Raw genomic sequence first — 23,292 nt, 5'->3', positions numbered from 1 at the left:
GAATTTAGAATTCATTTTTTTGTTATTTTATAAGGATACTTTTAAATTTAACGATATTTTTAAGCGCCATACCTGTTCCCCTAACAACTGCTCTTAAAGGATCTTCAGCAATGTAAACAGGTAAATCTGTTTTTTGCGAAATTCTTTTGTCAAGACCTCTTAACATTGATCCTCCACCTGCAAGGTAAATACCGGTATTGTATATATCAGCAGCTAATTCTGGAGGTGTTTGAGATAAAGTTTCCATTACCGCATCTTCGATACGTTGTATGGATTTGTCTAATGCTTTTGCAATTTCTCTGTAAGAAACTTCAACTTGTTTTGGCTTACCTGTTAGTAAATCTCTACCTTGAACAGACATGTCTTCTGGAGGAGTTTCTAAATCTTCGATAGCGGCACCTATTTGAATTTTTATTTTTTCAGCGGTAGTTTCTCCAACAAAAAGATTATGTTGGGTACGCATATAATAAACAATATCATTCGTAAATACATCACCAGCAATTTTCACTGATTTGTCACATACGATTCCACCTAATGCAATCACTGCAATTTCAGTTGTTCCACCACCTATATCAACAATCATGTTTCCTTTAGGTTGCATAATGTCTATTCCAATACCTATTGCAGCGGCCATAGGTTCGTGTATTAAATAAACTTCTTTACCATTAACTCTTTCGCATGATTCTTTTACCGCCCTCATTTCCACTTCAGTAATGCCGGAAGGAATGCAAACAACCATTCTTAATGCTGGTGTAAACATTCTTTTCTTTAATGCTGGAATGCTTTTTATAAACAAGCTTATCATTTTTTCGGAAGCATCAAAATCAGCAATTACACCATCCTTCAAAGGCCTAATTGTTTTAATGTTTTCATGTGTCTTACCCTGCATCATGCTGGCTTCTTTACCTACAGCAATTATTTTACCAGATATTCTATCGCGGGCAACTATTGATGGGCTGTCAATTACTACTTTATCATTATGTATGATTAAAGTGTTAGCGGTACCAAGGTCTATCGCAATATCCTCGGTCATGAAATCAAAAAATCCCATAAGTTTTTTAAGGGTTAAAATGTTATAAATTTGAAACGAACAAAGTTAAACAAATTAATGTTTAAAATGACGCGTTCCCGTAAATACCATTGCAACTTTATTTTCATTGCAATAATTGATACTTAATTCGTCTTTAATAGATCCACCAGGCTGGATTACGGCCGTAATTCCTGCTTTTTTAGCTATTTCCACACAATCCGGAAAAGGGAAAAAAGCATCACTTGCCATTGAGGCTCCGTGCAAATCAAAACCGAAATTTTTAGCTTTTTCAATGGCTTGAAGCAAGGCATCAACGCGTGATGTTTGTCCTGTCCCGGAAGCAAGAAGTGTGCCGTTTTTTGCAAAAACAATCGTGTTTGATTTTGTGTTTTTGCAAATTTTAGAAGCAAATATCAAATCTTGAATTTCTTGTTCTGATGGCGTGTTTATAGTAACGGTTCTTAATGCTTCTTTAGTATCTGTGATGTTATTTCTTTCCTGAACTAAAATTCCGTTTAAGCATGTTCGTACGAGTTTTTGTGGTAATTCAACCTCATTTTGAACTAATATAATTCGGTTTTTCTTTTCTTGTAAAATGGCTGAAGCTTCTTTATCAAATTCCGGAGCAATAACAACTTCGCAAAACAATTTATTGATTTCGACAGCAGTTGCAACATCAATTTTAGTATTGGAAATCAAAACGCCTCCAAAAGCTGATGTTGGGTCGCAGGCCAATGCGGTTAAATATGCTTCGTTTACTGTTGTTCTAGTGGCTAAACCACAAGCATTATTATGTTTTAATATGGCAAATGTAGGTCCGTCATTTTTGAATTCATTAATCAAATTTACAGCAGCATCTACATCTAATAAATTGTTGTATGATAATTCTTTTCCGTGAACTTTGTCGAACATAGCGTCAAAATCACCAAAGAAAAATCCTTTTTGATGTGGGTTTTCGCCGTATCTTAAGGCTTGGCCATTTGCAATACTTTGTTTATATATTGTTTCATCAGTATTGAAATAGTTGAAAATTGCAGTGTCATAATGGGAAGAAACATGAAATGCTTTTGTAGCCAATAATTTTCTGTCTTCCAGTGTTGTTCCACCATTTTGTTCTGTAATCATGTCCAGAAGAAAACTATATTGCTCAACCGAAGCAACGATTACAGTATCCTTAAAGTTTTTTGCGGCAGCACGAATTAAAGAAATACCGCCAATATCTATTTTTTCAATGATGTCAGCCTCATCTGCCCCTGATGCAACTGTTTTTTCAAAAGGGTACAAGTCCACGATTACCAAATCAATTTGAGGGATATTGAATTCTTGCATCTGTTGCACATCGCTCTCGTTGTCTTGGCGATTTAATATTCCTCCAAAAACTTTTGGGTGAAGTGTTTTAACTCTTCCGCCCAAAATAGAAGGGTAGGAGGTCACATCTTCTACGGGTATTACGGGAATCCCTAAGTTTTTTATGAAATCCTCTGTACCACCAGTAGAATAAAGTGTAACATTTTGACTATTTAGTTGTCTTACTATCGGTTCCAATCCTTCTTTTGAAAAGACAGAGATTAAAGCAGATTGAATTGTTTTAGTTGTACTCATTGTGTAGTTATAGTTATAAAATGCAAAAATAGTTTTTTAATGTTAAAATAAAGCCATTTGAAATTGAGATAATTGTAATTTTTAATGCTGTTCCATTGGCGGACATAAAATAATGGAGTAGCGCGGCAACGAAATGATTTTTCGTTAGGTTTTTGAATAATATTTATAGAATTTTACTTTAACACAAAACAGATTGTATGTTAGTTTATCTTCGATTATTAAAAGAGAGTTTAGGGTTTGCAATGAATGCGTTGCGCAACAATAAGTTACGGACTTTGCTTTCTTTGCTAGGAGTGACGATCGGTATTTTTTCTATCATTGCTGTACTGGCTGCTGTAGATTCTTTGGATAAAAAAATAAAAAAAGATTTGAGCAGTTTGGATAAAAATACTATTTATTTAATGCGATTTTCTTTTGGTCCTTCCGAAATTCCGCAGTGGAAAAGGGAACAGTTTCCGGATGTCAAATATGATGAATATGAATATCTAAAAAGCTCAATGAACAATTTAGATCAAATGGCGTATCAGTTTTTTGTGGGTAGAGAAAGTCTTAAATTCGAATCGGAATCCGTAAGTGATGTGAACGTTGTTCCAGTTTCTCACGAATTTATAGAAATTCAAGGGCTTGAGTTTGAAAAGGGAAGATTTTATAATGAATCTGAATCTAATTCTGGAGCTCCTGTAATCGTTTTAGGATATGATATTGCTAAGAGTCTTTTTGGCGAAAGCGAACCAATCGGGAAAAATCTGCGTCTATATGGGCAGCGTTTCACCGTTATAGGGATGTTGAAAAAACAAGGTGCAGGAATGTTTGGCGATAGTAATGATACGTCAGCTTTCATTCCGGTTAATTTTTTAAGGAAGTTGTACGGGGACAATAATGATGCGTTGACGCCGGTAATTCTGGTCAAGCCTGAAAAAGGGGTTGATATGGATGCGTTCAAAGCAGAACTGGCTCAGAAACTACGAAATTATCGCGGTATGAAAATAGATGAAATTGATAATTTTTTCATCAATGTTCTTTCCGGATTTACAGATTTGTTGGATGGAATTATTAGTGCCATGCGTGGAGGCGGAATTTTGATTAGTGTTTTTTCGTTTTTAGTTGGTGGATTTGGAGTGGCTAACATAATGTTCGTTTCTGTAAAAGAGCGTACCAATTTAATTGGGATTCAAAAATCGTTAGGAGCAAAAAATAGATTTATACTTTTTCAATTTTTATTTGAAGCCATTATTCTGTGTGTTATCGGAGGAGCAATTGGTTTATTGATAGTTTGGTTGTTATCCGTACTTTTAACCAGTGTGTTGGATTTTGAATTCGTTTTGAGTTTTTGGAATATATTGATTGGTTCAGGATTGTCCATTATTGTAGGTGTGATTTCTGGAATTCTTCCAGCTATTTCTGCTTCTAAATTAGATCCTGTTGAGGCAATTAGAACCGGAATGTAAATAAATGCAGTTCAGTTTCTGGAACGAACTTGAATTCCTTTTTGGGAAATTAATTATATCAAAATGCAAAAAAAGCAGCTTCCGATATTTTTGGAAGCTGCTTTTTTTGTGTTTAATCTAAAAAAAATTATAAATCAAAAAAACCAATTGCACGGGTTTTTATTTATCGGATAGGATTATTTTGGATCAAATCGATATACAAGTTAATCTTGTCTTTCAATTCTTTTCTTGGCGTGATAAAGTCTAAGAAACCATGTTCAAGAAGAAACTCAGCAGTTTGGAAACCTTCTGGTAAATCTTTACCTGTTGTGTCTCTTACAACTCTTGGTCCTGCAAATCCAATTAATGCGCCGGGTTCAGATATATTAATGTCACCCAACATCGCGTATGAAGCAGTTGTTCCTCCAGTTGTTGGGTCTGTACATAACGAAATATAAGGCAATTTTGCTTCAGCAAGCTGAGCCAGTTTTACAGATGTTTTAGCTAATTGCATTAATGAATAAGCGGCTTCCATCATTCTTGCTCCACCGGATTTAGAAATCATTACAAATGGCATGTTGTTTTTGATTGCGTGATCAATTCCTCTCGCAATTTTTTCACCTACAACTGCACCCATAGAACCACCAATGAAGGCAAAATCCATACAGCAAATAACTAAATCTTTACCTTTTGATTTTCCAACTCCCGTGCGCACTGCATCCTTGAGTTTGGTTTTTTCCATTACATCTTTCAAACGATCTGCATATTTTTTGGTGTCAACAAAATTTAAAGGATCTTTGGAAGTCATATTTTTATCTAATTCAATAAATTCATTGTTGTCAAATAAGATGTGAAAATATTCTGTACTTCCAATTCGAACGTGAAAACCATCCTCGGGACTTACGAATAAGTTACGAGCGAGTTCATCGGCATCAATAATTTTTCCAGTTGGAGATTTGTACCAAAGTCCTTTTGGAATGTCCATTTTGTCTTCGGTAGCAGTAGTAATCCCTTTTTCTTTTCTTTTAAACCAAGCCATTTCTTTAGTATTCAGTGTTCAGTAATCAGGTATTCAGTGTTTTGTAACCAGTTTTAGTGTTCCATTATCAGCATTTGAGAACTGAACACTAAAAACTGACCATTATTTTTATAATGTATTCACGTTGTTCAAGTCAGCAAATGCTTGTTCAAGTCTTGTGTTGAAAGTAACTTCGCTTTCACGTAACCATTTTCTTGGATCGTAATATTTTTTGTTTGGAGCATCAGCACCTTCTGGGTTGCCAATTTGAGTTTTCAAATAGTCAATATTTTTTACCATGTAATCACGAATACCTTCGGTAAATGCAAATTGTAAATCAGTATCGATATTCATTTTTATTACGCCGTAGCTAATACCTTCTCTTATTTCTTCCAATGTAGAACCGGAACCACCATGAAAAACAAAATCTACTGGGTTGTGTCCTGTATTGAATTTGTTTTGAACAAAATCCTGAGAGTTTTTTAAGATTTTTGGAGTCAATTTGACATTTCCAGGTTTGTAAACGCCATGAACATTTCCAAAAGCAGCAGCAATGGTAAATCTTGGACTTATTTTAGAAAGTTCTTCATATGCATACGCAACTTCTTCAGGTTGTGTGTATAATTTAGAACTATCCACATCTGAGTTGTCCACACCATCTTCTTCACCACCAGTAATTCCAAGTTCGATTTCCAATGTCATTCCCATTTTGCTCATTCGTTCTAAATAGCCTTTGCAAATTTCGATGTTTTCTTCGATTGGCTCCTCAGATAAATCAATCATGTGAGACGAATATAAAGGTTTTCCAGTTTTAGCAAAATGTGCTTCCGAAGCATCTAACAAACCGTCAATCCAAGGCAATAATTTTTTTGCACAGTGGTCAGTATGTAAAATTACAGTAGCTCCATAAGCTTCCGCCAAAGTGTGAATATGTAATGCACCAGCTATGCCACCGGCGATTGCAGCTTTTTCTCCTACATTCGAAAGTCCTTTTCCAGCGTTAAATTGTGCTCCTCCGTTAGAAAATTGAATAATAACAGGAGCATTCAGTTTTGCTGCAGTTTCAAGAACACCATTGATCGTATTTGACCCCGTAACATTTACTGCCGGAAGTGCAAATCCTTTTTCTTTAGCATAATTAAAAATTTCCTGAACCTGATCTCCTGTAGCTACGCCTGGTTTTATGTTGTGTGTCATTGTACTTTTTTTAGTTGTTTTTTTTTAGTTTTTAGTTTTGCAAAAATAAGAATTAATTAGCATTAGAATGGATAATTTATTCCAAAATTTAAAACGGAGTTCGCAAAGTTGTATTCTCTAAACCATCTTTTGTTGGTTTCATTGGCGGGATTGTAGGTTTTAAATCCTAGATCAAAACGAATTACAAAAAAATTCAAGTCGTACCTGATTCCAAATCCTGTGCCCAATGCGATGTCTTTTAGATCGCTGATGTTGGTAAAGGTAGATTTCTCATCCACGACATTATCCAGTACGTTCCAAATATTCCCAGCATCAGCAAAAACAGCTCCTTTCAAACTACCCAAAAGTTTAAATCGAAATTCTCCACTGATGGCAATTTTCATGTTAGCTTCATTAAAATCGTCTAAAGCTCCGCTGCTCCCTGGTCCTAAACCATATGGTTGCCAAGCTCTGTTGTCATTCGATCCGCCTGAAAAGTAACTTCGGGAAAAAGGAATGTAATTTGAATTTCCAAACGGAATGGCGATTCCAAAAAAGGTACGGAAGGCAACGATTTTTTCTTTGGATAAATCCCAATGTTTGATGTAATCGAATTCTGTTTTTATATATTCAGAATATTCCAGATTGAATATTTCATAATTCCCATTGATATTTTTTTTCTGATTGGTAGTCTTAGCAAAAGCGGATAAAATCGTTCCCGCAGATTCTATTTTCGTTTTGAAAAGGTAAAAATTATTGTCGGCTAAATCGTTTTTAGTTGTTTTTGAAAAAGTAAAACTGGTTGCTAAAATAAAGTCGTTTTCCGTAAGTCTCAATCGTCGCTCTTCAATACTTCTTACCGCCTCAATATCGGCAGGTTTTAATGGTTTTAAAAAGTTGGCGTTACCTGTAAGAACATCATTTGTAAAACCGGCTGTTCCTTGTTCAATCAGCAAATCTTTGTCTATGTAATTATTATAATAGGAAGAATTTGTGTTATATTCTTTGCTGAGGTCATTTAAAGCATTGTAAGAAGAACCGTAAACATTAAAATAGTTTTTAGGATTTAAATTTCGAACAAACTGAGTGCTGAAAAGATCAAATTTAGCCGTGTGATTTATTTTTGGAGTCCAATTATAAGAAAGCGCGCCGGTAAAATTCTCTTTGTCTAATCCTATGTTTCTTTGTTTTGCAAAACCTACGGTAATTAGAGTAGATGGAATCATGCTTTTGGCAATGATTTTATCGGTATTAAACGGCATGAAAATTCGTGGAATATTTAGTTTTAAATCCAATCCATATTCTGAAACATTGAAAAAATTATTTTTTGGATTCGCTAAATCTTTTGACGCGCCTATGTTTCCACGAGCTGCAATTTCAAGTGTTTCTGCGCCATTGAATACGTTTCTGATTGTTTCAGAAACACTTAAACCAATACCAAAATCCTGAATGTTAGAATGGGTCACATCCAATGTAGTTCCAAAACTATATTTTTTTCTTGGAGTCAAATATACTTTCGCAATCAATGACTGCGCAGTTGTATCTCTTTTATCAACTTCATATTGTATCGAAGGATAATTGAAAATCTTAAGATTGTTCAGATATCGAGTGGTCAAAACGGTTTTATTATCAGCATACAGGCCTCCTTTTGTAATAAAAATAGCGTTGGTAATTGCTTTTGGTTTGTATTTTAATTTTTCCTGACTATAAAGATTAAAGTTTTTATACGTGGTACTATCTGTAATGTTTAGCGCGTTATTACTTGGAGAATAATCAGTGTAGATATTTACATCGCTTATTTTATAAATTTTGAAAGGTTCAATTCTAGTTGAATCCCCTTCTTGATAGGAATAATTATTGACGATCAAATTAATGTTTGCCAGATTCACTTTTTTAATGGTGTCAATGTCGAAAGTCACATAATTGGGCTGAAAATAATACACTCCATTGTTTCTGAAATGAGTGGTAATGCGGTTTTTTTCATTTTCAAAATCATCAGTTTTGTATTGATTCCCGGATTTAATGTACGTGTTTAATTTGTTGGTTTGGTACAACGAATCCAAAGCTGGTGTTGCAATTGTAGTCCTCAAAGAATCCAGAAAGTAAGCGTTTCCGGAAGTTACAGCATATTTTATCTTGGCTTTTTTTAGAGCCAACGTATCTATTTTGTAAGCGGCATTTACATTAAAAAATCCATTGTTGAAATAGTAATATTTCAAACGCAATAACGATTTGTCGGCTCTGTCTTCATCAATAATTACTGGAGGTTCACCGGTTCTTTTCAAGAAATCGTGAATTCCGTGATACCAGAAAGATTTTCCCAGACGGTTCACTTGTTTTTCTGACAACCATTTTGATTTTCTTCTGAATTTTTCCGGATTGTTGGTAAATTTGGCTTGGTATGTTGAATCTGGATTTAGGTTTGCTAAATTGTAAAGATTCAATCGCAATCGGTATCCCAGTAAAGTGCTGTTAGGTTTTTGATACAGTTGATTAAAAACATTTTCATCCTTAATTGTCTTGTCATTGACAGTAATTTCGTTTTTCGTAAGCAGCAGTTTTCCGTCTGGAACTCTTTTTACAGCGTTACATGCGGAAATTAGTATTGCAATTACAATAAATGCAGTTATTTTTGTGGAAATTTTTTTCAAGTGTCCTAAAATATTTAATTCAAAAGTACATTATTTTATGGTTAGTAAAAACCAAATAAAGCTTATAACGAGTTTGCAGCAAAAAAAATATAGAATAGCTAATAAATTATTTTTTGCCGAAGGTGTTAAAGGGATTCAGGAACTCTTGGATTCTAATTTGGTACTGGAGCATTTGTATACCACCCAAAATGATTTTGACGCGGTTTCCATGGAAAAAAAAATCATTATTGCGGAAAGTGATTTAAAAAAATTAACGGCATTGGCGACACCGAATTCTTGTTTAGCTGTTTTTAAAATGCCAACAGAAAAACCAATCATAGAGACCGGTTTGATTGTCGTGCTCGATTCTATACGGGATCCGGGAAATTTAGGGACTATATTGCGGTTGTGTGACTGGTTTGGAATACAACAAGTTTTGTGTTCAAAGGAAACGGTTGATGTGTATAATCCGAAAGTGGTGCAGGCTACAATGGGTTCTGTAGCGAGAGTCAATATCAATTATATAGATTTAAACGCTTTTGTGGCAACGACTAAATTACCAGTTTTTGGTACTTTTATGGATGGAACGAATATTTATAAATCGGTGTTGCCCAAAGAAGGAATTATTATAATGGGGAACGAAGCGAACGGAATTTCAACCGAACTCGAAAAGTTGGTAACCAGCCGACTCACAATTCCTCGTTTTGGAAATCTTCAAAAAACAGAAAGCTTGAATGTAGCGACGGCAACTGCTATTTTTTTAAGTGAGTTTCGTCGAGGTTAATATTCGGTTTTTAGTCATAAATTACAATGAGAACTGAATATTGCGAATGAAAACTGAAAACTATTCTTTAGTGGAAAGAAAAGTTGATAAATACAGCTCTAGTTTTCAGAGATTCAATATTTCCTGTCCAAGGGCTGTTTGGGTCGTTGTCTCTAATTAATTCATCGTTAATTCCAAAAACACCTCTTATTGATGGTGAAAATATAAAATATTCTGAAAATAGATCAATCCCAAAACCCAATTCGTAATTAGTAGTCCACGATTTTACACGGAAACGTTGCTGTAAATTATCATCTATCAGTTTTGAATTACTGGATAAGTTTAAAGTAGCCGACAATCCTCCCAAAGCATATGGGCGAATATTCCCGGTTCTTAGCGAAGATAACTTTAGTATTAGCGGGAAATGAATGTAAGTACTGTTTACTTCTCTCAACGCATCGCCGCTATTGCTGAAATTCGGATAATATAAATCCCTTTTTGTGTAATAAAGTCCCGGTTCAAAACGCAAGTTGATGTATTCCTGAAGTTTTAAATCACCAATAATTCCCACATTAAAACCTGTGGTTTTATTTACGAGAATGTCTGGTGTTTCCGTTTTGTAATCTATTTTAAAATCGTAGGAATTAAAACCTAAGTAAAAGCCATAATAAACTCTTTTTTTCTGAAAATTTTCTAAATTAATAATAGGGTCTCTGCTAAATATGTTTTTAGATCTTTGAGCATATCCATTTAGAATAAAAGCAAAAAACAGCAAGACAATTATTTTTTTCATATTATTTTTTAGAAGCTGAATAAATGGTAGCTACTCCAAAAGTTTGCGGTAAAGCTACAACATCTATAAACCCAGTTTTTCTCAAAATATTGTTTAACGCTTCGCCATACGGAAATGCGGCAGCTGATTCCGATAAATAACCATAAGCCACGTTATCCTTAGAGAATATTTTTCCTATCAAAGGCAATATGTTTTTGCTGTAAAAATTATATCCTTGTTTATAAGGTGTTTTATCAGGAACGGAGGTTTCTAAAATCACAAAAATGCCATTTGGCTTCAAGACTCTCAAGATTTCAGCTAATCCCTTTTCTAATGTTTCAAAATTACGTACGCCAAAAGCTACGGTAATTGCGTCAAAGTAATTGTCTTCAAAAGGCATGTTTTCAGAGTCTCCTAAAATCATTTCAATGGTAGAAGAAAGATTTTTATCGGCAATTTTTTTTTCTCCAACTTTTAGCATTCCAGCAGAAATATCTAAACCAATAATTTTTTCAGCATTAGTTTGCGCCATCAATATGGCTAAATCTCCTGTTCCTGTTGCAATATCCAATATGAGTTTCGGATTGGATTTGGCAACCATTTGCAATACTTTTTTTCGCCATTTTATATCTATACCGAAAGAAATGACACGATTTAGATTGTCATAATTTCCTGAAATAGTGTCAAACATTTGCGCAACTTGTTCTTTTTTGCCTAAGGCAGAATCTTTATAAGGGGTTATCTTTTCTGACATTTTTTTAATTTTTACAAATATATGACAAACTTGATGAACTTAAAATGAGTTTGAGGAATTTGAATTAAGTTTTATTGTAACCCAAATGTCTTTTACTAAATGGACTTAAAAAAAGAAAATAAAAAAAAATCATTTTTTTTGAAATATCACTAAAAGTGGGTATTGCATCTCTAAATTTTATTGTACAAATTTGTTCTTTAAGAAAGAACCATATTAAATGATTAAAAGAGAGTCAGTGAACCAAATCAAATGGATATTTTTTGCGTTAGTTATCTCATTTGTTCTTGTTAGCTGTTTTGAAAGTGCTGTTTCACAAAGCAGTACCTTAGTTAAAACGCAACATACGTTCTTAGGATTAGATTTGTTTTTGGAAATTTTAATTTTTTTCGTCTTTAGTACCTTCGTGGTATTTGGTATTAAAGGCTTTTTTGAGATGTATTCTCAAAAAACTTCAAATATTATAATCTCCGTATCTGGAGTATTATTAGTGTTTGTAATTTTTATTTTATGTTATCAAATACTCTTTCAAGAGTAGTTCATTTCTCTTAATCAATGGTTAAAAAAAAACATCCTGAAAAGGATGTTTTTTTGTTTTATCTTCTAATGTATGTCTGATACGAATAGTCGTAGCGATGCTTTTCATCTTTTTCATTAAACTCTGAGGCTGTCATTTCCCATTCATCTTCATTGATCTTAGGGAAATGCGCATCGCCTTCAAAGTTGTGATGTACTCGCGTGATTTCTAACTTATCTGTGTAAGGAAGTCCTAATGCATAAATTTCACCACCGCCAATTATATAGGAATCCTCATCTTTTGGGCAAATTTCAAGTGCTTTTTCTATACTGTCCACAACGATGCAGCCTTCAGCATGATATTCTTTTTGTCGAGTGATAATAACGTGAGTTCTATTTGGTAACGGTTTTACTAAACTTTCAAATGTCTTTCTTCCCATTATAATATGATGTCCTGATGTAAGGGACTTAAATCGTTGGAAATCATTTGGTAAATGCCAAACCATCTCGTTATTTTTACCAAGCGTATTGTTTTCGGCAGCAGCCGCGATTATTATTATCATAATTTTTTAGCTATTGTTTAAGTTCGTCGTTCGATACTTGTGTTTGCAATTGGTCTAATTTCTTTTTTTGCAAAGCCACAAGGCGATCTATTTGCTCTCTTTCCCAATCTTTATTCATAAAACGATCTGTAATAAAAATTTTTATAAAATGCAATATAAAGAGGAACAACCAAATGATAATAATCCAAAGGTACCAATTGGACACTACGGTGCTATCAAGAAAATTATGTGCCATAAATAGCAGTAAACTCCCTAAAACGAAAAGAACAAAATGAAAATACAACCCCTTCTTTTGCTTTATTCTTCTTCTCGCATACTCATATTGTTCGTGCAATTCTTTTTCCATCGATCCGGTTTTAGCTTATAAAGATAAAATTTATTTTGGAAAGTCAGTATTGTGGTTCAGAATTATTCCCTGAGAATACGTTTTCTTTTTTTTTATAGTAAATTTAGCTTTGTTTAAATTGTTAAATTATTTATCGATTAACATATTTTGTGGTTTTTAATTAAATCTTTTAAAGCCTTATTAAAAGTCTGAAATATTTAAGTTGCATTATAACATTAGTTTGTAAATAAACAAGTTATGGAAATGAAACAGCGATTTGCGAAACAAAACCAGTTTGTAAGATTACTTTTTCTGAAGCTGCAAAAAAAGCAAGTCAAGCTTATGTTGTTGGCGATTTCAAAAATCGGAATGTTGCTGAATGTGCTTTTAGTAAATTGAAAAATAGTACTTTCAAAGTTGCGTTCGTTGTCAATAAAGATGCGACTTAGTATTTTAATACGTGATTGACGGTTTATCTGTCAATGAACCGGAAACTACTTTTCTCGAATGGAACGAGTTTGTACGAATTGAAAACAATGTTTTAGCGGGCAGACGAAAAATCCGTTTTGTATTTCATTAAACCGCAACACTTCCTTTTATCAGTGGATGCGGTTCGTAACCTTCAAGGGTAAAATCGTTAAAATCAAATGCGAAGATGTCTTTTATTTCGGGATTCAAAATCATTTTAGGCAATGGTTTTGGTTCACGGGACAATTGCAATTCGAGTTGTTCAAAATGATTATTATAAATGTGTGCATCTCCAAAAGTGTGAATAAATTCTCCTGGCTGTAAGTCGCAAACTTGAGCTATCATCATCGTGAGTAATGCGTAAGAAGCAATGTTAAAAGGAACACCTAAGAAAATATCTGCGCTTCGCTGGTACAATTGACACGATAACTTGCCATCAGAAACATAAAACTGAAAGAAGGCGTGACAAGGAGGCAAAGCGGCTTTATTGTCGGCTACATTTTCGTTAAATGATTTTGTAGTGTCTGGTAAAACTGAAGGATTCCATGCTGAAACCAACATTCTGCGACTGTTAGGATTGGTTTTTAGTTCTTTTATCAATTCCGAGATTTGATCAATTTCTTCACTATTCCAGTTGCGCCATTGATGCCCGTAAACAGGTCCTAAATCGCCATTGGCGTCAGCCCAAGCATCCCAAATTTTAACGCCGTTTTCTTGAAGGTATTTGATATTGGTATCGCCTTTTAAAAACCAAAGCAATTCATAAATAATAGATTTTAAATGCAGTTTTTTGGTGGTAACCATTGGGAAACCTTCATTCAAGTCGAAACGCATTTGGTATCCAAAGACACTTTTTGTTCCTGTTCCTGTTCGGTCTCCTTTTTGACAACCGTTTTCCATCACGTGTCGCACTAAATCTAAATATTGCTTCATTGTGTCTCTATTCTATTTTGCTGTAAGCCGGTTTAGTTTTTGTATATTTTTCCATCTTTCATTACAAATACAACTTTTTCCAGCGTCTTGATAGTGTTTAAAGGACTTTCATCAACTGCAATAATGTCTGCAAAAAAGTTTTCTTTTATTTGACCTACTTCATTTCCTATGCCTAATAACATGGCATTCGTTATTGTTGCAGATTGAATAGCGGCTAATGGAGGCATTCCTGCTTCAACCATATAGCCAAATTCTTTTGCATTTGTACCGTGGGCAAATACACCCGCATCAGTTCCAAAAGCAATTTTGACTCCTTTTTTGTATGCTTTTGCAAAAGTAGCTTTCAGTTGTGGACCAACTTCTCTGGCCTTTGGAACTACGATGTCAGGATAAAAACCAGCAATTTCTGCATTTTTTTCTACTTCTTTTCCAGCCGTTAAGGTGGGAACTAAATAAGCATCATATTTTTTCATTAATTCCATTGTCTCTTCACTCATAAAGGTGCCGTGTTCAATGGTTTTTATACCACCCAATATAGCTCGTTGCATACCTTCATCACCATGGGCATGAGCGGCAGTGAGCATATTGTAATCTTTGGCAGTTGTTGTGATAGCTTTGATTTCTTCTAAAGAAAACTGAGGATTTTTACCGCTTTTGGCAACACTTAAAACACCGCCAGTAGCTGTGATTTTAATAACATCGGCACCTTCTTTATAACGTTCTCTTACTGCTTTTACTGCCTCTTCAGGAGAATTAATTACGCCTTCATGTGGACCTGGATCGCCTACAAGTTTTCGATTGCTTCCGTTTGTCGGATCAGCATGACCACCTGTTGTGGCAATCGATTTTCCTGCGGTATATATTCTTGGACCTTTTACAATTCCTTTATTAATAGCATTTCTAATGGAGATGTTAACGCCTGTTCCTCCTAAATCACGTACGGTGGTAAATCCGGCCAGTAGGGTGATTTCTGCACAACGTACAGCTTGAAATGCGATGTCAGCCTCGTTGTCTAAATATTTCGACATGTAACTTTTAGTGTCGTGTTCTCCTTCAATATGTACATGTAAATCTATAAGACCTGGTAATACATATTTGTTTTTTAGGTCTATTATAATATCCTCTGGGTTGGATTTAGATACAAACCCATCTTGTATTTTCGTGATTTTGTTTTTAGAAACAACTATGGTTTGGTTGGATAGCTCTTTGCCAGATTGAGTGTTTAGAATTTTTCCGCAGTGTAAATAATAATCTTGAGAAAATACGACTGTAGAAATGAATAAGGTTACGGCAATAAGGACAAATTTTGTTTTCATAGATTAGTTTATAACAGATGTCAATAAAAATATATATTGGAGCGCAGCATTAATTGCAAGTGCATTTTTTATGTGGTTAACCGTTTATTTATCAATTAAAGCAATAATGAAAATCATAATTAAAGTTATCTTTTAGAGATTTCGTCTCTAATTTTAGCTGCTTTTTCATAATCTTCATGTGAAACTGCTTGATCTAGTAATTCATTTAATTCCTGTAAACTATGTTTAGCATAGGTTTCTCCAGATTGATTGCTTTCTTCTGCGCGTCCAAAAGTATCTGGATTAGAAAGCACATCGTCAATTTCTTGAGAGTCTTTATCAGAATCTAAAGGATTTGACTTTAAGTAAATTCCGGCTTTGTCCAAGATGTTTTTATAAGTAAAAATTGGAGCGTTAAAACGTAATGCTAATGCAATTGCATCTGAAGTTCTGGCATCAATAATTTCTTCAATTTTATCTCTTTCGCAAATAATACTTGAATAAAAAACACCATCGACTAATTTGTGAATAATGACTTGTTTGACTACGATGTCAAAACGTTCGGCGAAATTTTTGAATAAATCATGGGTCAGAGGACGCGGTGGTTTTATTTCTTTTTCTAATGCGATCGCAATGGATTGGGCTTCAAAAGCACCAATTACGATGGGTAATTTTCTTTCGCCGTCAACCTCATTCAAGATCAAAGCGTAAGCTCCGTTTTGAGTTTGACTATATGAAATTCCTTTTATGGATAATTTAACTAAGCTCATAATGTTGTTATGGGAAAGTACATGGTACTTTTTTAATAAAAAAAGGGTGCGATCTTAATGAAAAAAAGTACACAAAAAAACTGCACAAAAGCAAAGATACGAATATCTTATTTTTTGGCAGCTATAATTTTTAAAGAGAATTTTTAGAATTAAGAATTCTGAGCTTTAAAAGCTTTAAATTTCTCGATTAATTGTGGAACAATTTCAAAAGCATCGCCTACAACTCCGTAATCAGCCACTTTGAAAAATGGTGCTTCCGGGTCACTGTTGATTACAACTTTAACTTTAGAAGAGTTGATACCTGCAATGTGCTGAATCGCTCCTGAAATTCCAATCGCAATATAAAGGTTGGTAGCAACCGGTTTTCCCGTTTGTCCTACATGTTCTCCATGAGGTCTCCATCCTAAATCAGAAACCGGTTTAGAACATGCCGTTGCGGCGCCAAGAACAGAAGCTAATTCCTCAATCATCGCCCAGTTTTCTGGACCTTTTAGTCCACGACCAGCCGAAACTACGATGTCAGCATCAGCAATAGAAACTTTTCCAGAAACTTTTTCAACTGATTCTACCTTTACACCAAAATCATTGTCTCCAATCGTTGGGTTAAAATCTTCCTCTGTCAATGTTGATGCATTTTCAAAAATACCATACGAGTTTTTAGCAAGTCCAAGAACTTTTACGTCTGTGGCGATTTCAGTAATGTTAAACGCTTTGTTTGAAAACGCATTTCTTTTTACTTGAAAAGGTGAAGTTGAAACCGGTAGTCCAACCACATTTGATGCATAACCAGCTTCTAATGCTACTGCAACAAGTGACGAAAGGTAAATACTGTCCGTAGTGGATGAAAGTAAAACTAACTTTACGTTTTCTTTTTGAGCTGCTTGTTTGATTACATCGGCGTACGCTTTAGCCGTAAATCCTGATAATTTATCGTTGCTTACTTTTAATACTTTGTCTACTCCGTATTTTGATAATTCCGAAACATCTCCAGCATTAACGGTTACCGCCGTAACGGTAGTTCCTAACGTTTCAGCCACTTTTTTTGCGTAAGAAGCTAATTCAAATGCTACTTTCTTAAATTTTCCTTCTGCGTATTCTGCGTATATTAATATTGACATAATTTTTTATTTTAGTCTTAAAGTTTTAAAGTCCAAAGTCATAAAGGGAAATTAGTGTAAACTTCTATCTTTTTGACTTTCAACATTCGACTTTATGACAGTTAGATTACTTTCGCTTCGTTGTGTAATAAATTGATTAATTCATCTAAATTGTCAGCAGCAATTAATTTCACGGCTGATTTAGGAGCTGGTTTTTCAAATTTTACTGCTTTTGTATTTACAGTGGCTTCGACTGGTTCCAGAATTGTCAATACTTTAGTTCTTGCAGTCATAATTCCTCGCATGTTAGGAATGCGCAAGTCTTTTTCTTCCACTAATCCTTTTTGTCCACCAATGATTAATGGTAAAGTTGTAACAACGGTTTCTTTTCCACCATCAATTTCACGAACTGCTTTTACGCTAGTTCCATCAACAGTAAGGCTAGTGCAAGAATTTAGGAAATTGTATCCTAAAATTCCGGCTATCATTCCAGGAACCATTCCGCCATTATAGTCTAAAGATTCTTTTCCGGCAATGATCACATCGTAACCGCCGTTTTTGATTACTTCAGCAAGTTGTTTGGCTACAAAAAATCCGTCAGTAGGAGTAGCGTTGACACGAATGGCTTCGTTAGCGCCTATCGCCAATGCTTTTCTTAAGGTAGGTTCGGTTTCTGGTCCTCCAACATTTACAACAGTAACGGTTGCGCCTTGTTGTTCTTGAAACCAAATGGCACGTGTCAAACCAAATTCATCGTTAGGATTGATTACATATTGAACTCCATTAGTGTCAAATTCAGAATCTCCGTTAACAAAGTTAATTTTTGAAGTAGTATCAGGAACGTGACTGATGCAAACTAATATTTTCATACTTATATATTTAATTATTCGTAATTTCTTTTACAAATTTAAAATATTAATTTGAATAATATACTATGCACGCATAATATTTTTACTTAACTACTACGTTTTCGTAGCCCGGATAGCAGCGGCATCCTTCCTGTGGCTCCTTTAGCCACAGGAAGATACAGCGGAGAGCCGGAAATAGCTCCTGAAAATTAACGTAGTAAATCCTGGATAAATTTTGGATACTTTATGCTTTTAAGTGATATAAAATATTTATTTTTGCTGTTCGGAAATTAGACACATACAACATATAATATGAGAACGATACAATTTAGAGAGGCCATTTGCGAAGCGATGAGTGAAGAAATGCGTCACGATGAGTCCATATACTTAATGGGTGAAGAAGTTGCAGAATATAATGGTGCCTACAAAGCATCTAAAGGAATGCTTGCTGAATTTGGCGAAAAAAGAGTTATTGATACTCCTATCGCTGAGCTTGGTTTTACTGGTATTGCAGTAGGATCAGCAATGAATGGATGCAGACCGATTGTTGAATATATGACTTTCAATTTCTGCTTAGTGGGGATTGACCAAATCATAAACAACGCTGCCAAAATGCGTCAGATGACTGGTGGACAATTTAATGTACCAATCGTTTTTCGTGGTCCAACAGCTTCAGCAGGACAATTAGGAGCGACACACTCCCAAGCATTAGAAAACTGGTTTGCGAATACTCCGGGTCTTAAAGTGGTGGTTCCTTCTACGGTTTATGATGCAAAAGGATTGTTGAAAGCAGCTATTCGCGATAATGATCCTGTGATTTTCATGGAATCAGAACAAATGTATGGTGATAAAGGGGAAGTGCCGGATGGTGAATATGTAATTCCATTAGGAGTTGCAGATATTAAACGGGAAGGTACCGATGTAACAATAGTTTCTTTTGGAAAAATTATTAAAGAAGCGCACATTGCTGCTGACGAATTAGCCAAAGAAGGCATTTCTTGTGAAATTATTGACTTGAGAACAGTACGTCCTATGGATTATGAGACGATTTTAACATCGGTTAAAAAAACAAATAGATTAGTAGTTCTTGAGGAAGCTTGGCCTTTTGCAAGTGTCGCTTCTGAAATTACCTATATTGTTCAGGAACGCGCTTTTGATTTCTTGGATGCACCTATTCAACGTATCACGACAGCGGATACGCCTGCGCCTTACTCTCCGGTTTTACTGAAAGAATGGTTGCCAAATGCAGGTGATGTTGTGAAAGCGGTTAAAAAAGTAATGTATAAAAAATAGTGGTTTTGATGAATTTGACTTTAGATAAAAATTAACAATCCTGATTCTAAATATCGAATAATCAAACGTTCTAATTAACTATATTTGAAACTTCATCAATTTTCTATTTGATGAGGTTTTTTTTTGAATGATTATGAAAAAGAATATTTTGTTTCTCTTGTTTTTTTTGTTTGTTACGGCTAACGCAGTTTTTGCACAAACAAAGGTAAGTGGCGTGGTGCTAGACAAATTGAATCAGCCGATTCCTTTTGCTAATGTGGTTTTTAAGAACTCGAGCGAAGGAATTGTTGCCAATGAAGACGGTAAGTTTTATTTGGAATCTGCTAAAGAATATTTGGTATTATTGATAACTGCAGTGGGGTTTTCCGAAAAAGAAATTACGTTAGAGAAATTAGTTAACTACAATTTAAAAATTCAGCTAAACGAAGCCGAGAGTTTAAATGAGGTAGTGATTTTTGCCGGTAAAACCTCGAAAAAGAATAATCCTGCGCTGGATATTCTTCGAAAAATTTGGGAAAGAAAACGTCAAAATGGCTTGTATTTGTTTGATCAATACCAAATGGAGAAGTATGAGAAAATAGAATTTGACATGAATTCTATTGATAGTGCTTTTATGAAAAGTAAACTTTTTAAAGGGATGGAGTTTATCTTTAACCAAATGGATACTTCCAAAATTACCGGTAAAACGTATTTACCCATTTTTGTAAACGAATCGTTGAATGACGTTTACGGAGATAATAAACTGAAAAAACTAAAAGAGAAACTGAAAGCCAGTAAAACGTCCGGTTTTAATGGGAACCAACAAATTTTGACTTTTGTTAAAGATTTATATTCCAATTATGATATTTACAATAATTACTTAACTTTTTTTGACAAAAGTTTCACCAGTCCGTTATCTAAAACAGGGATTGATGTTTACAATTATGTATTGAAAGACAGTGCGTATATTGATAAAAAATGGTGTTTCAATATTGTTTTTTATCCAAGACGTAAAAACGAATTGACTTTTAAAGGAGATTTTTGGGTCAATGATTCCACATTTGCCATCAAGAAAATTAATATGGCGGTGACTAAAAGCGCTAACATCAACTGGGTAAAAGACATTTATCTTGAGCAGGAATTTGAAGTGGTCAGCGATTCCGTTTTCTTATTAACGAAGGATTATTTGATGTCCGACTTTGCTTTAAACAAAAAAGAAAAATCAAAAGGTGTTTATGGAAAACGAACCACTTATTATAGAAATCATCAGTTCAATAACGAAAAACCGGTTGCTTTTTATAAAGATGAGGTCAATTACATGGACCCGGATGTTTTCAATAAATCAGATGAGTATTGGGACAATAACCGATTTGAGAACTTAACCAAGGACGAACTGGGGGTTTATAAAATGCTGGATACGTTGCAGACGGTCAAAAAATTCAAGCAAATTTACAGTACAGTGCAGGTTTTGGCGAGCGGTTTTTTACAGTTTGGGAATTTTGATTATGGTCCTCTTTTTTCAACTTTCGGTTATAACGAAGTTGAAGGGGTGAGATTGCGGGCAGGCGGACGAACGTATTTTGGAACCAACGACACTTGGCGTATTCAAGGTTACACTGCGTATGGTTTTAAAGATGATAAATTTAAATATGGGTTTTCCGGAAAATGGATGGTCGATAAGAAAAAAAGAATCATTTTGTCCGGGGGTAATAGGCGTGATATTGAACAAATTGGTGCGAGTCTGACAACAACATACGATATTTTGGGCCGAAGTTTTGCTTCGTCTTCTGTGTTTTCATCAGGAAATAATGGAAAATTAACGAACATCAACCTAAGTAATATTGCGGTGGAAATAGAGCCCGTAAAAAATTTGATTTTCCAAACCGGAATTTCATATCGTACCCTTCAATCTGCATCGCCAACTTTTAGTCTGGATTATTATACGGATATAGCCAATGATGTGATAAAAAGTGATGTGAAACAATCCGAAGTTAACTTACAGGTTGAATATACTCCGAAGAGAAAAACAATTGGATTTGCTGTAGAAAGAGAAAATGTAGACAGTCCTTACAGTCGCTTTTTTATCAATTACAGCCATGGTTTTAAAGGATTATTGAACAGCGATTTTAAATACGACAAAATACAATTGTATTACAAGCAACCCATCATCATTGGGCCTTTAGGAAGAACCAATATTATTATTGAAGCAGGGAAAACCTTTGGAACAGTTCCCTTAGGATTGATGAGTGTGATTCCGGGTAATCAAACTTTTTTCCTGCTTGAAAACACCTTTAGCAACCTTAATTTCTATGAATTTGTAGCCGATCAATATGCGACTTTGCAGTGGAATCATAATTTTAATGGCAAACTTTTTTCCAGAATTCCGTTTATGCGAAAACTCAACTGGAGAGAAATTGTTTCGGTAAAAGGAGTTTATGGAACCATTTCTGATGAGAACAGAGCCATTAATGCTTCAGGTTTAGTTTACAATGCACCAGAAAAAGTGTATTGGGAATACAGTGCCGGAATTGGGAATATCTTCAAAGTATTTCGAATCGATTTCGCTTGGCGAGGCAATTATCTCAATACGCCGGATACGAATCGTTTTACTGTAAAAGGATCGTTTGGGTTTAATTTCTAGGAGCTATTCCAGCTGTACACTATATCTTTTTATAAGGCGAAAAAAAAATCGCCTTATAAAAAGGATGCCGTTTCCATCTGGGCTAAAAAATATCAGATTATGCAAGAAGCCATCGATTATCTTATAGAAAAAGACACCGTTTTTAAAGCTATTATTGAGCAATACGGAATGCCGGTCATTCCCAAAAGGCCGCAAGGTTTTGAGACTTTGGTATTGTTGATTTTAGAGCAGCAAGTATCTATCGATTCGGCGAAAGCGACTTTTTTAAAAATAAAAGCCAGTCAAAAAACAGTAACGCCGGAAATACTACTTTATCTCTCCGATGCCGAATTTAGGAATCTTGGTGTAAGCCGTCAAAAAACGTCATACATAAAAGCTTTGGCTACAGCTATATTAAATAAAGATCTTGATTTAGAAAGTTTGCCAACTAAAACCGCTCAGCAAGTGCGGGAAGAACTCATCAAAATTAAAGGAATAGGAAACTGGACTATTGATATTTATTTGATGTTTTGTCTGCAAGCCCCGGATTTATTGCCGTTAGGAGACATTGCGGTAATAAATACCATCAAGGAATTGCTGGATATTCATGATAAAGGTGCCATGGAAGCGCACGCAATAAAATGGAGTCCGTATCGTTCATTTGCTACCTATATTTTGTGGCACCATTATTTGAAAAAACGAAATAGAACGGTCGTTTATTAAAGTACGGTGTGTTAAAATTTAATGAAGAGATAACATAAATTTCGTATTGTGTAATCGTATAGTTTCCTTACTTTTGCAACCATAATTATAGATAAGAAAAACTAAAATGACTGCAGACAAATTAACAACTTTCGATGTTTTAATCGAAATACCGAGAGGAAGTAGAAATAAATATGAATATGATTTCGAAATAAAAAGAATGCGTTTTGACAGAATGTTATTCTCGTCCATGATGTATCCGGCTGATTACGGATTTATTCCTGAAACATTAGCTTTAGACGGAGATCCATTAGATGTTTTGGTTTTGGTAAACGAACCAACTTTTCCTGGATGCGTAATGGAGGTAAAACCTATCGGTGTTTTTCACATGGCAGATGATAAAGGACCGGATGAAAAAGTAATTTGTGTACCTGTTTCAGATCCAATCTGGAATTCACTAAATGATTTATCCGATATGAATCCACACTTGTTGAAAGAGATTGAACACTTTTTCCAAGTGTACAAAGATCTTGAAAACAAGAAAGTTGATGTAGGCGGATGGGGCGATGTAAATGAAGCATACGAGATAATCAGAAAATGTACGGAGCGTTTTAATCAAATCGAAAACAAACCAGAAGGATTATTTAGTATTAAATAATTTAACATCATAATTTATACAAAAAGAGCAATATTCTGTAAAGAGTATTGCTTTTT

Annotated in this window: 20 protein-coding genes; 6 read left to right on the top strand and 14 right to left on the bottom strand. The window is 34.6% G+C overall.

The genetic code is table 11. The features are described from left to right. Window positions 1–22 precede the first annotated feature (22 nt). Window positions 23–1,051: a rod shape-determining protein gene (locus ACP7AT_RS11620; protein ID WP_091204281.1), complete on the bottom strand. Its 1,029-nt coding sequence runs from the start codon at window positions 1,049–1,051 to the stop codon at window positions 23–25. 54 nt (window positions 1,052–1,105) lie between these two features. Continuing rightward, window positions 1,106–2,632 carry a bifunctional phosphoribosylaminoimidazolecarboxamide formyltransferase/IMP cyclohydrolase gene (purH, locus tag ACP7AT_RS11615; protein WP_426064480.1) on the bottom strand — a complete coding sequence of 509 codons (1,527 nt, stop codon included), beginning with the start codon at window positions 2,630–2,632 and terminating at the stop codon, window positions 1,106–1,108. A 197-nt stretch (window positions 2,633–2,829) separates the two neighbouring features. On the opposite strand from purH, the gene ACP7AT_RS11610 reads away from it, so the two are divergent. Continuing rightward, the gene (locus ACP7AT_RS11610; RefSeq protein WP_426064479.1) at window positions 2,830–4,080 is read left to right on the top strand and encodes an ABC transporter permease; all 1,251 of its coding nucleotides are present in this window, start codon (window positions 2,830–2,832) and stop codon (window positions 4,078–4,080) included. A 163-nt stretch (window positions 4,081–4,243) separates the two neighbouring features. On the opposite strand, the gene accD is transcribed toward ACP7AT_RS11610, so the two are convergent. The 3 genes from accD to ACP7AT_RS11595 form a co-directional block, all read right to left on the bottom strand. Further along, a complete protein-coding gene (gene accD / locus ACP7AT_RS11605; protein ID WP_426064478.1) occupies window positions 4,244–5,098 on the bottom strand; it encodes an acetyl-CoA carboxylase, carboxyltransferase subunit beta in 855 nt (284 codons plus the stop codon). A 108-nt stretch (window positions 5,099–5,206) separates the two neighbouring features. Further along, window positions 5,207–6,274, bottom strand: a complete 1,068-nt coding sequence (gene fbaA / locus ACP7AT_RS11600) for a class II fructose-bisphosphate aldolase (RefSeq protein WP_426064477.1) — start codon at window positions 6,272–6,274, stop codon at window positions 5,207–5,209. 62 nt (window positions 6,275–6,336) lie between these two features. Beyond that, the gene (locus ACP7AT_RS11595) at window positions 6,337–8,904 is read right to left on the bottom strand and encodes a BamA/TamA family outer membrane protein (RefSeq protein ID WP_426064476.1); all 2,568 of its coding nucleotides are present in this window, start codon (window positions 8,902–8,904) and stop codon (window positions 6,337–6,339) included. A 37-nt stretch (window positions 8,905–8,941) separates the two neighbouring features. Here ACP7AT_RS11595 and ACP7AT_RS11590 point away from each other — a divergent pair, with 37 nt between their 5' ends. Continuing rightward, window positions 8,942–9,667: a TrmH family RNA methyltransferase gene (locus ACP7AT_RS11590; RefSeq protein WP_426064475.1), complete on the top strand. Its 726-nt coding sequence runs from the start codon at window positions 8,942–8,944 to the stop codon at window positions 9,665–9,667. 67 nt (window positions 9,668–9,734) lie between these two features. On the opposite strand, the gene ACP7AT_RS11585 is transcribed toward ACP7AT_RS11590, so the two are convergent. The 9 genes from ACP7AT_RS11585 to ACP7AT_RS11545 form a co-directional block, all read right to left on the bottom strand. Beyond that, a complete protein-coding gene (locus ACP7AT_RS11585; RefSeq protein WP_426064474.1) occupies window positions 9,735–10,439 on the bottom strand; it encodes a porin family protein in 705 nt (234 codons plus the stop codon). A 1-nt stretch (window position 10,440) separates the two neighbouring features. Beyond that, window positions 10,441–11,172 (bottom strand): bifunctional demethylmenaquinone methyltransferase/2-methoxy-6-polyprenyl-1,4-benzoquinol methylase UbiE, encoded by a 732-nt coding sequence (gene ubiE / locus ACP7AT_RS11580; RefSeq protein WP_426064473.1) that lies wholly within the window; start codon window positions 11,170–11,172, stop codon window positions 10,441–10,443. A gap of 593 nt (window positions 11,173–11,765) precedes the next feature. Next, window positions 11,766–12,248 (bottom strand): dihydrofolate reductase, encoded by a 483-nt coding sequence (locus tag ACP7AT_RS11575; RefSeq protein WP_426064472.1) that lies wholly within the window; start codon window positions 12,246–12,248, stop codon window positions 11,766–11,768. 10 nt (window positions 12,249–12,258) lie between these two features. Further along, window positions 12,259–12,594: a 2TM domain-containing protein gene (locus ACP7AT_RS11570; RefSeq protein WP_091204259.1), complete on the bottom strand. Its 336-nt coding sequence runs from the start codon at window positions 12,592–12,594 to the stop codon at window positions 12,259–12,261. Window positions 12,595–13,149: 555 nt separating this feature from the next. After that, entirely contained in the window at window positions 13,150–13,974 is an 825-nt protein-coding gene (locus tag ACP7AT_RS11565) for a thymidylate synthase (RefSeq protein ID WP_426064471.1), read from the bottom strand. Window positions 13,975–14,006: 32 nt separating this feature from the next. Continuing rightward, entirely contained in the window at window positions 14,007–15,290 is a 1,284-nt protein-coding gene (locus ACP7AT_RS11560; RefSeq protein ID WP_426064470.1) for an amidohydrolase family protein, read from the bottom strand. A gap of 125 nt (window positions 15,291–15,415) precedes the next feature. Further along, window positions 15,416–16,039: a bifunctional nuclease domain-containing protein gene (locus tag ACP7AT_RS11555; RefSeq protein ID WP_426064469.1), complete on the bottom strand. Its 624-nt coding sequence runs from the start codon at window positions 16,037–16,039 to the stop codon at window positions 15,416–15,418. A gap of 149 nt (window positions 16,040–16,188) precedes the next feature. After that, window positions 16,189–17,157, bottom strand: coding sequence for an electron transfer flavoprotein subunit alpha/FixB family protein (locus ACP7AT_RS11550; protein WP_426064468.1), 969 nt, complete (start codon window positions 17,155–17,157; stop codon window positions 16,189–16,191). Window positions 17,158–17,258: 101 nt separating this feature from the next. Then, window positions 17,259–18,005: an electron transfer flavoprotein subunit beta/FixA family protein gene (locus tag ACP7AT_RS11545; protein ID WP_426064467.1), complete on the bottom strand. Its 747-nt coding sequence runs from the start codon at window positions 18,003–18,005 to the stop codon at window positions 17,259–17,261. A 291-nt stretch (window positions 18,006–18,296) separates the two neighbouring features. On the opposite strand from ACP7AT_RS11545, the gene ACP7AT_RS11540 reads away from it, so the two are divergent. The 4 genes from ACP7AT_RS11540 to ACP7AT_RS11525 all read left to right on the top strand — a co-directional run bounded on the left by ACP7AT_RS11540 (window position 18,297) and on the right by ACP7AT_RS11525 (window position 23,236). Beyond that, on the top strand, window positions 18,297–19,277 hold the full coding sequence (locus ACP7AT_RS11540) for a pyruvate dehydrogenase complex E1 component subunit beta (protein WP_066082989.1): 981 nt from the start codon (window positions 18,297–18,299) through the stop codon (window positions 19,275–19,277). Between the two features lie 133 nt (window positions 19,278–19,410). Beyond that, the gene (locus ACP7AT_RS11535) at window positions 19,411–21,897 is read left to right on the top strand and encodes a DUF5686 family protein (RefSeq protein WP_426064466.1); all 2,487 of its coding nucleotides are present in this window, start codon (window positions 19,411–19,413) and stop codon (window positions 21,895–21,897) included. A gap of 99 nt (window positions 21,898–21,996) precedes the next feature. After that, complete coding sequence (locus tag ACP7AT_RS11530; protein WP_426064465.1) at window positions 21,997–22,599, top strand: DNA-3-methyladenine glycosylase family protein; 603 nt, start codon at window positions 21,997–21,999, stop codon at window positions 22,597–22,599. A 106-nt stretch (window positions 22,600–22,705) separates the two neighbouring features. After that, window positions 22,706–23,236 carry an inorganic diphosphatase gene (locus ACP7AT_RS11525; RefSeq protein ID WP_091173192.1) on the top strand — a complete coding sequence of 177 codons (531 nt, stop codon included), beginning with the start codon at window positions 22,706–22,708 and terminating at the stop codon, window positions 23,234–23,236. The last annotated feature ends 56 nt before the right edge of the window (window positions 23,237–23,292 follow it).

This window comes from Flavobacterium sp. DSP2-3-1 (assembly GCF_049896865.1).
Classification (GTDB): Bacteria; Bacteroidota; Bacteroidia; order Flavobacteriales; family Flavobacteriaceae; genus Flavobacterium.
The sequence above is the reverse complement of the archived record's forward strand: the minus strand, read 5'-3'. Positions and strand labels throughout refer to the sequence as shown.

What these genes read in the sequence shown, in the direction of transcription:
- ACP7AT_RS11620 (WP_091204281.1), bottom strand. Translation starts at nt 1,051, where the DNA reads ATGGGATTTTTTGATTTCATGACCGAGGATATTGCGATAGACCTTGGT.
- purH (WP_426064480.1), bottom strand. Translation starts at nt 2,632, where the DNA reads ATGAGTACAACTAAAACAATTCAATCTGCTTTAATCTCTGTCTTTTCA.
- ACP7AT_RS11610 (WP_426064479.1), top strand. Translation starts at nt 2,830, where the DNA reads ATGTTAGTTTATCTTCGATTATTAAAAGAGAGTTTAGGGTTTGCAATG.
- accD (WP_426064478.1), bottom strand. Translation starts at nt 5,098, where the DNA reads ATGGCTTGGTTTAAAAGAAAAGAAAAAGGGATTACTACTGCTACCGAA.
- fbaA (WP_426064477.1), bottom strand. Translation starts at nt 6,274, where the DNA reads ATGACACACAACATAAAACCAGGCGTAGCTACAGGAGATCAGGTTCAG.
- ACP7AT_RS11590 (WP_426064475.1), top strand. Translation starts at nt 8,942, where the DNA reads ATGGTTAGTAAAAACCAAATAAAGCTTATAACGAGTTTGCAGCAAAAA.
- ACP7AT_RS11585 (WP_426064474.1), bottom strand. Translation starts at nt 10,439, where the DNA reads ATGAAAAAAATAATTGTCTTGCTGTTTTTTGCTTTTATTCTAAATGGA.
- ubiE (WP_426064473.1), bottom strand. Translation starts at nt 11,172, where the DNA reads ATGTCAGAAAAGATAACCCCTTATAAAGATTCTGCCTTAGGCAAAAAA.
- ACP7AT_RS11575 (WP_426064472.1), bottom strand. Translation starts at nt 12,248, where the DNA reads ATGATAATAATAATCGCGGCTGCTGCCGAAAACAATACGCTTGGTAAA.
- ACP7AT_RS11570 (WP_091204259.1), bottom strand. Translation starts at nt 12,594, where the DNA reads ATGGAAAAAGAATTGCACGAACAATATGAGTATGCGAGAAGAAGAATA.
- ACP7AT_RS11565 (WP_426064471.1), bottom strand. Translation starts at nt 13,974, where the DNA reads ATGAAGCAATATTTAGATTTAGTGCGACACGTGATGGAAAACGGTTGT.
- ACP7AT_RS11560 (WP_426064470.1), bottom strand. Translation starts at nt 15,290, where the DNA reads ATGAAAACAAAATTTGTCCTTATTGCCGTAACCTTATTCATTTCTACA.
- ACP7AT_RS11555 (WP_426064469.1), bottom strand. Translation starts at nt 16,039, where the DNA reads ATGAGCTTAGTTAAATTATCCATAAAAGGAATTTCATATAGTCAAACT.
- ACP7AT_RS11550 (WP_426064468.1), bottom strand. Translation starts at nt 17,157, where the DNA reads ATGTCAATATTAATATACGCAGAATACGCAGAAGGAAAATTTAAGAAA.
- ACP7AT_RS11545 (WP_426064467.1), bottom strand. Translation starts at nt 18,005, where the DNA reads ATGAAAATATTAGTTTGCATCAGTCACGTTCCTGATACTACTTCAAAA.
- ACP7AT_RS11540 (WP_066082989.1), top strand. Translation starts at nt 18,297, where the DNA reads ATGAGAACGATACAATTTAGAGAGGCCATTTGCGAAGCGATGAGTGAA.
- ACP7AT_RS11535 (WP_426064466.1), top strand. Translation starts at nt 19,411, where the DNA reads ATGAAAAAGAATATTTTGTTTCTCTTGTTTTTTTTGTTTGTTACGGCT.
- ACP7AT_RS11530 (WP_426064465.1), top strand. Translation starts at nt 21,997, where the DNA reads ATGCAAGAAGCCATCGATTATCTTATAGAAAAAGACACCGTTTTTAAA.
- ACP7AT_RS11525 (WP_091173192.1), top strand. Translation starts at nt 22,706, where the DNA reads ATGACTGCAGACAAATTAACAACTTTCGATGTTTTAATCGAAATACCG.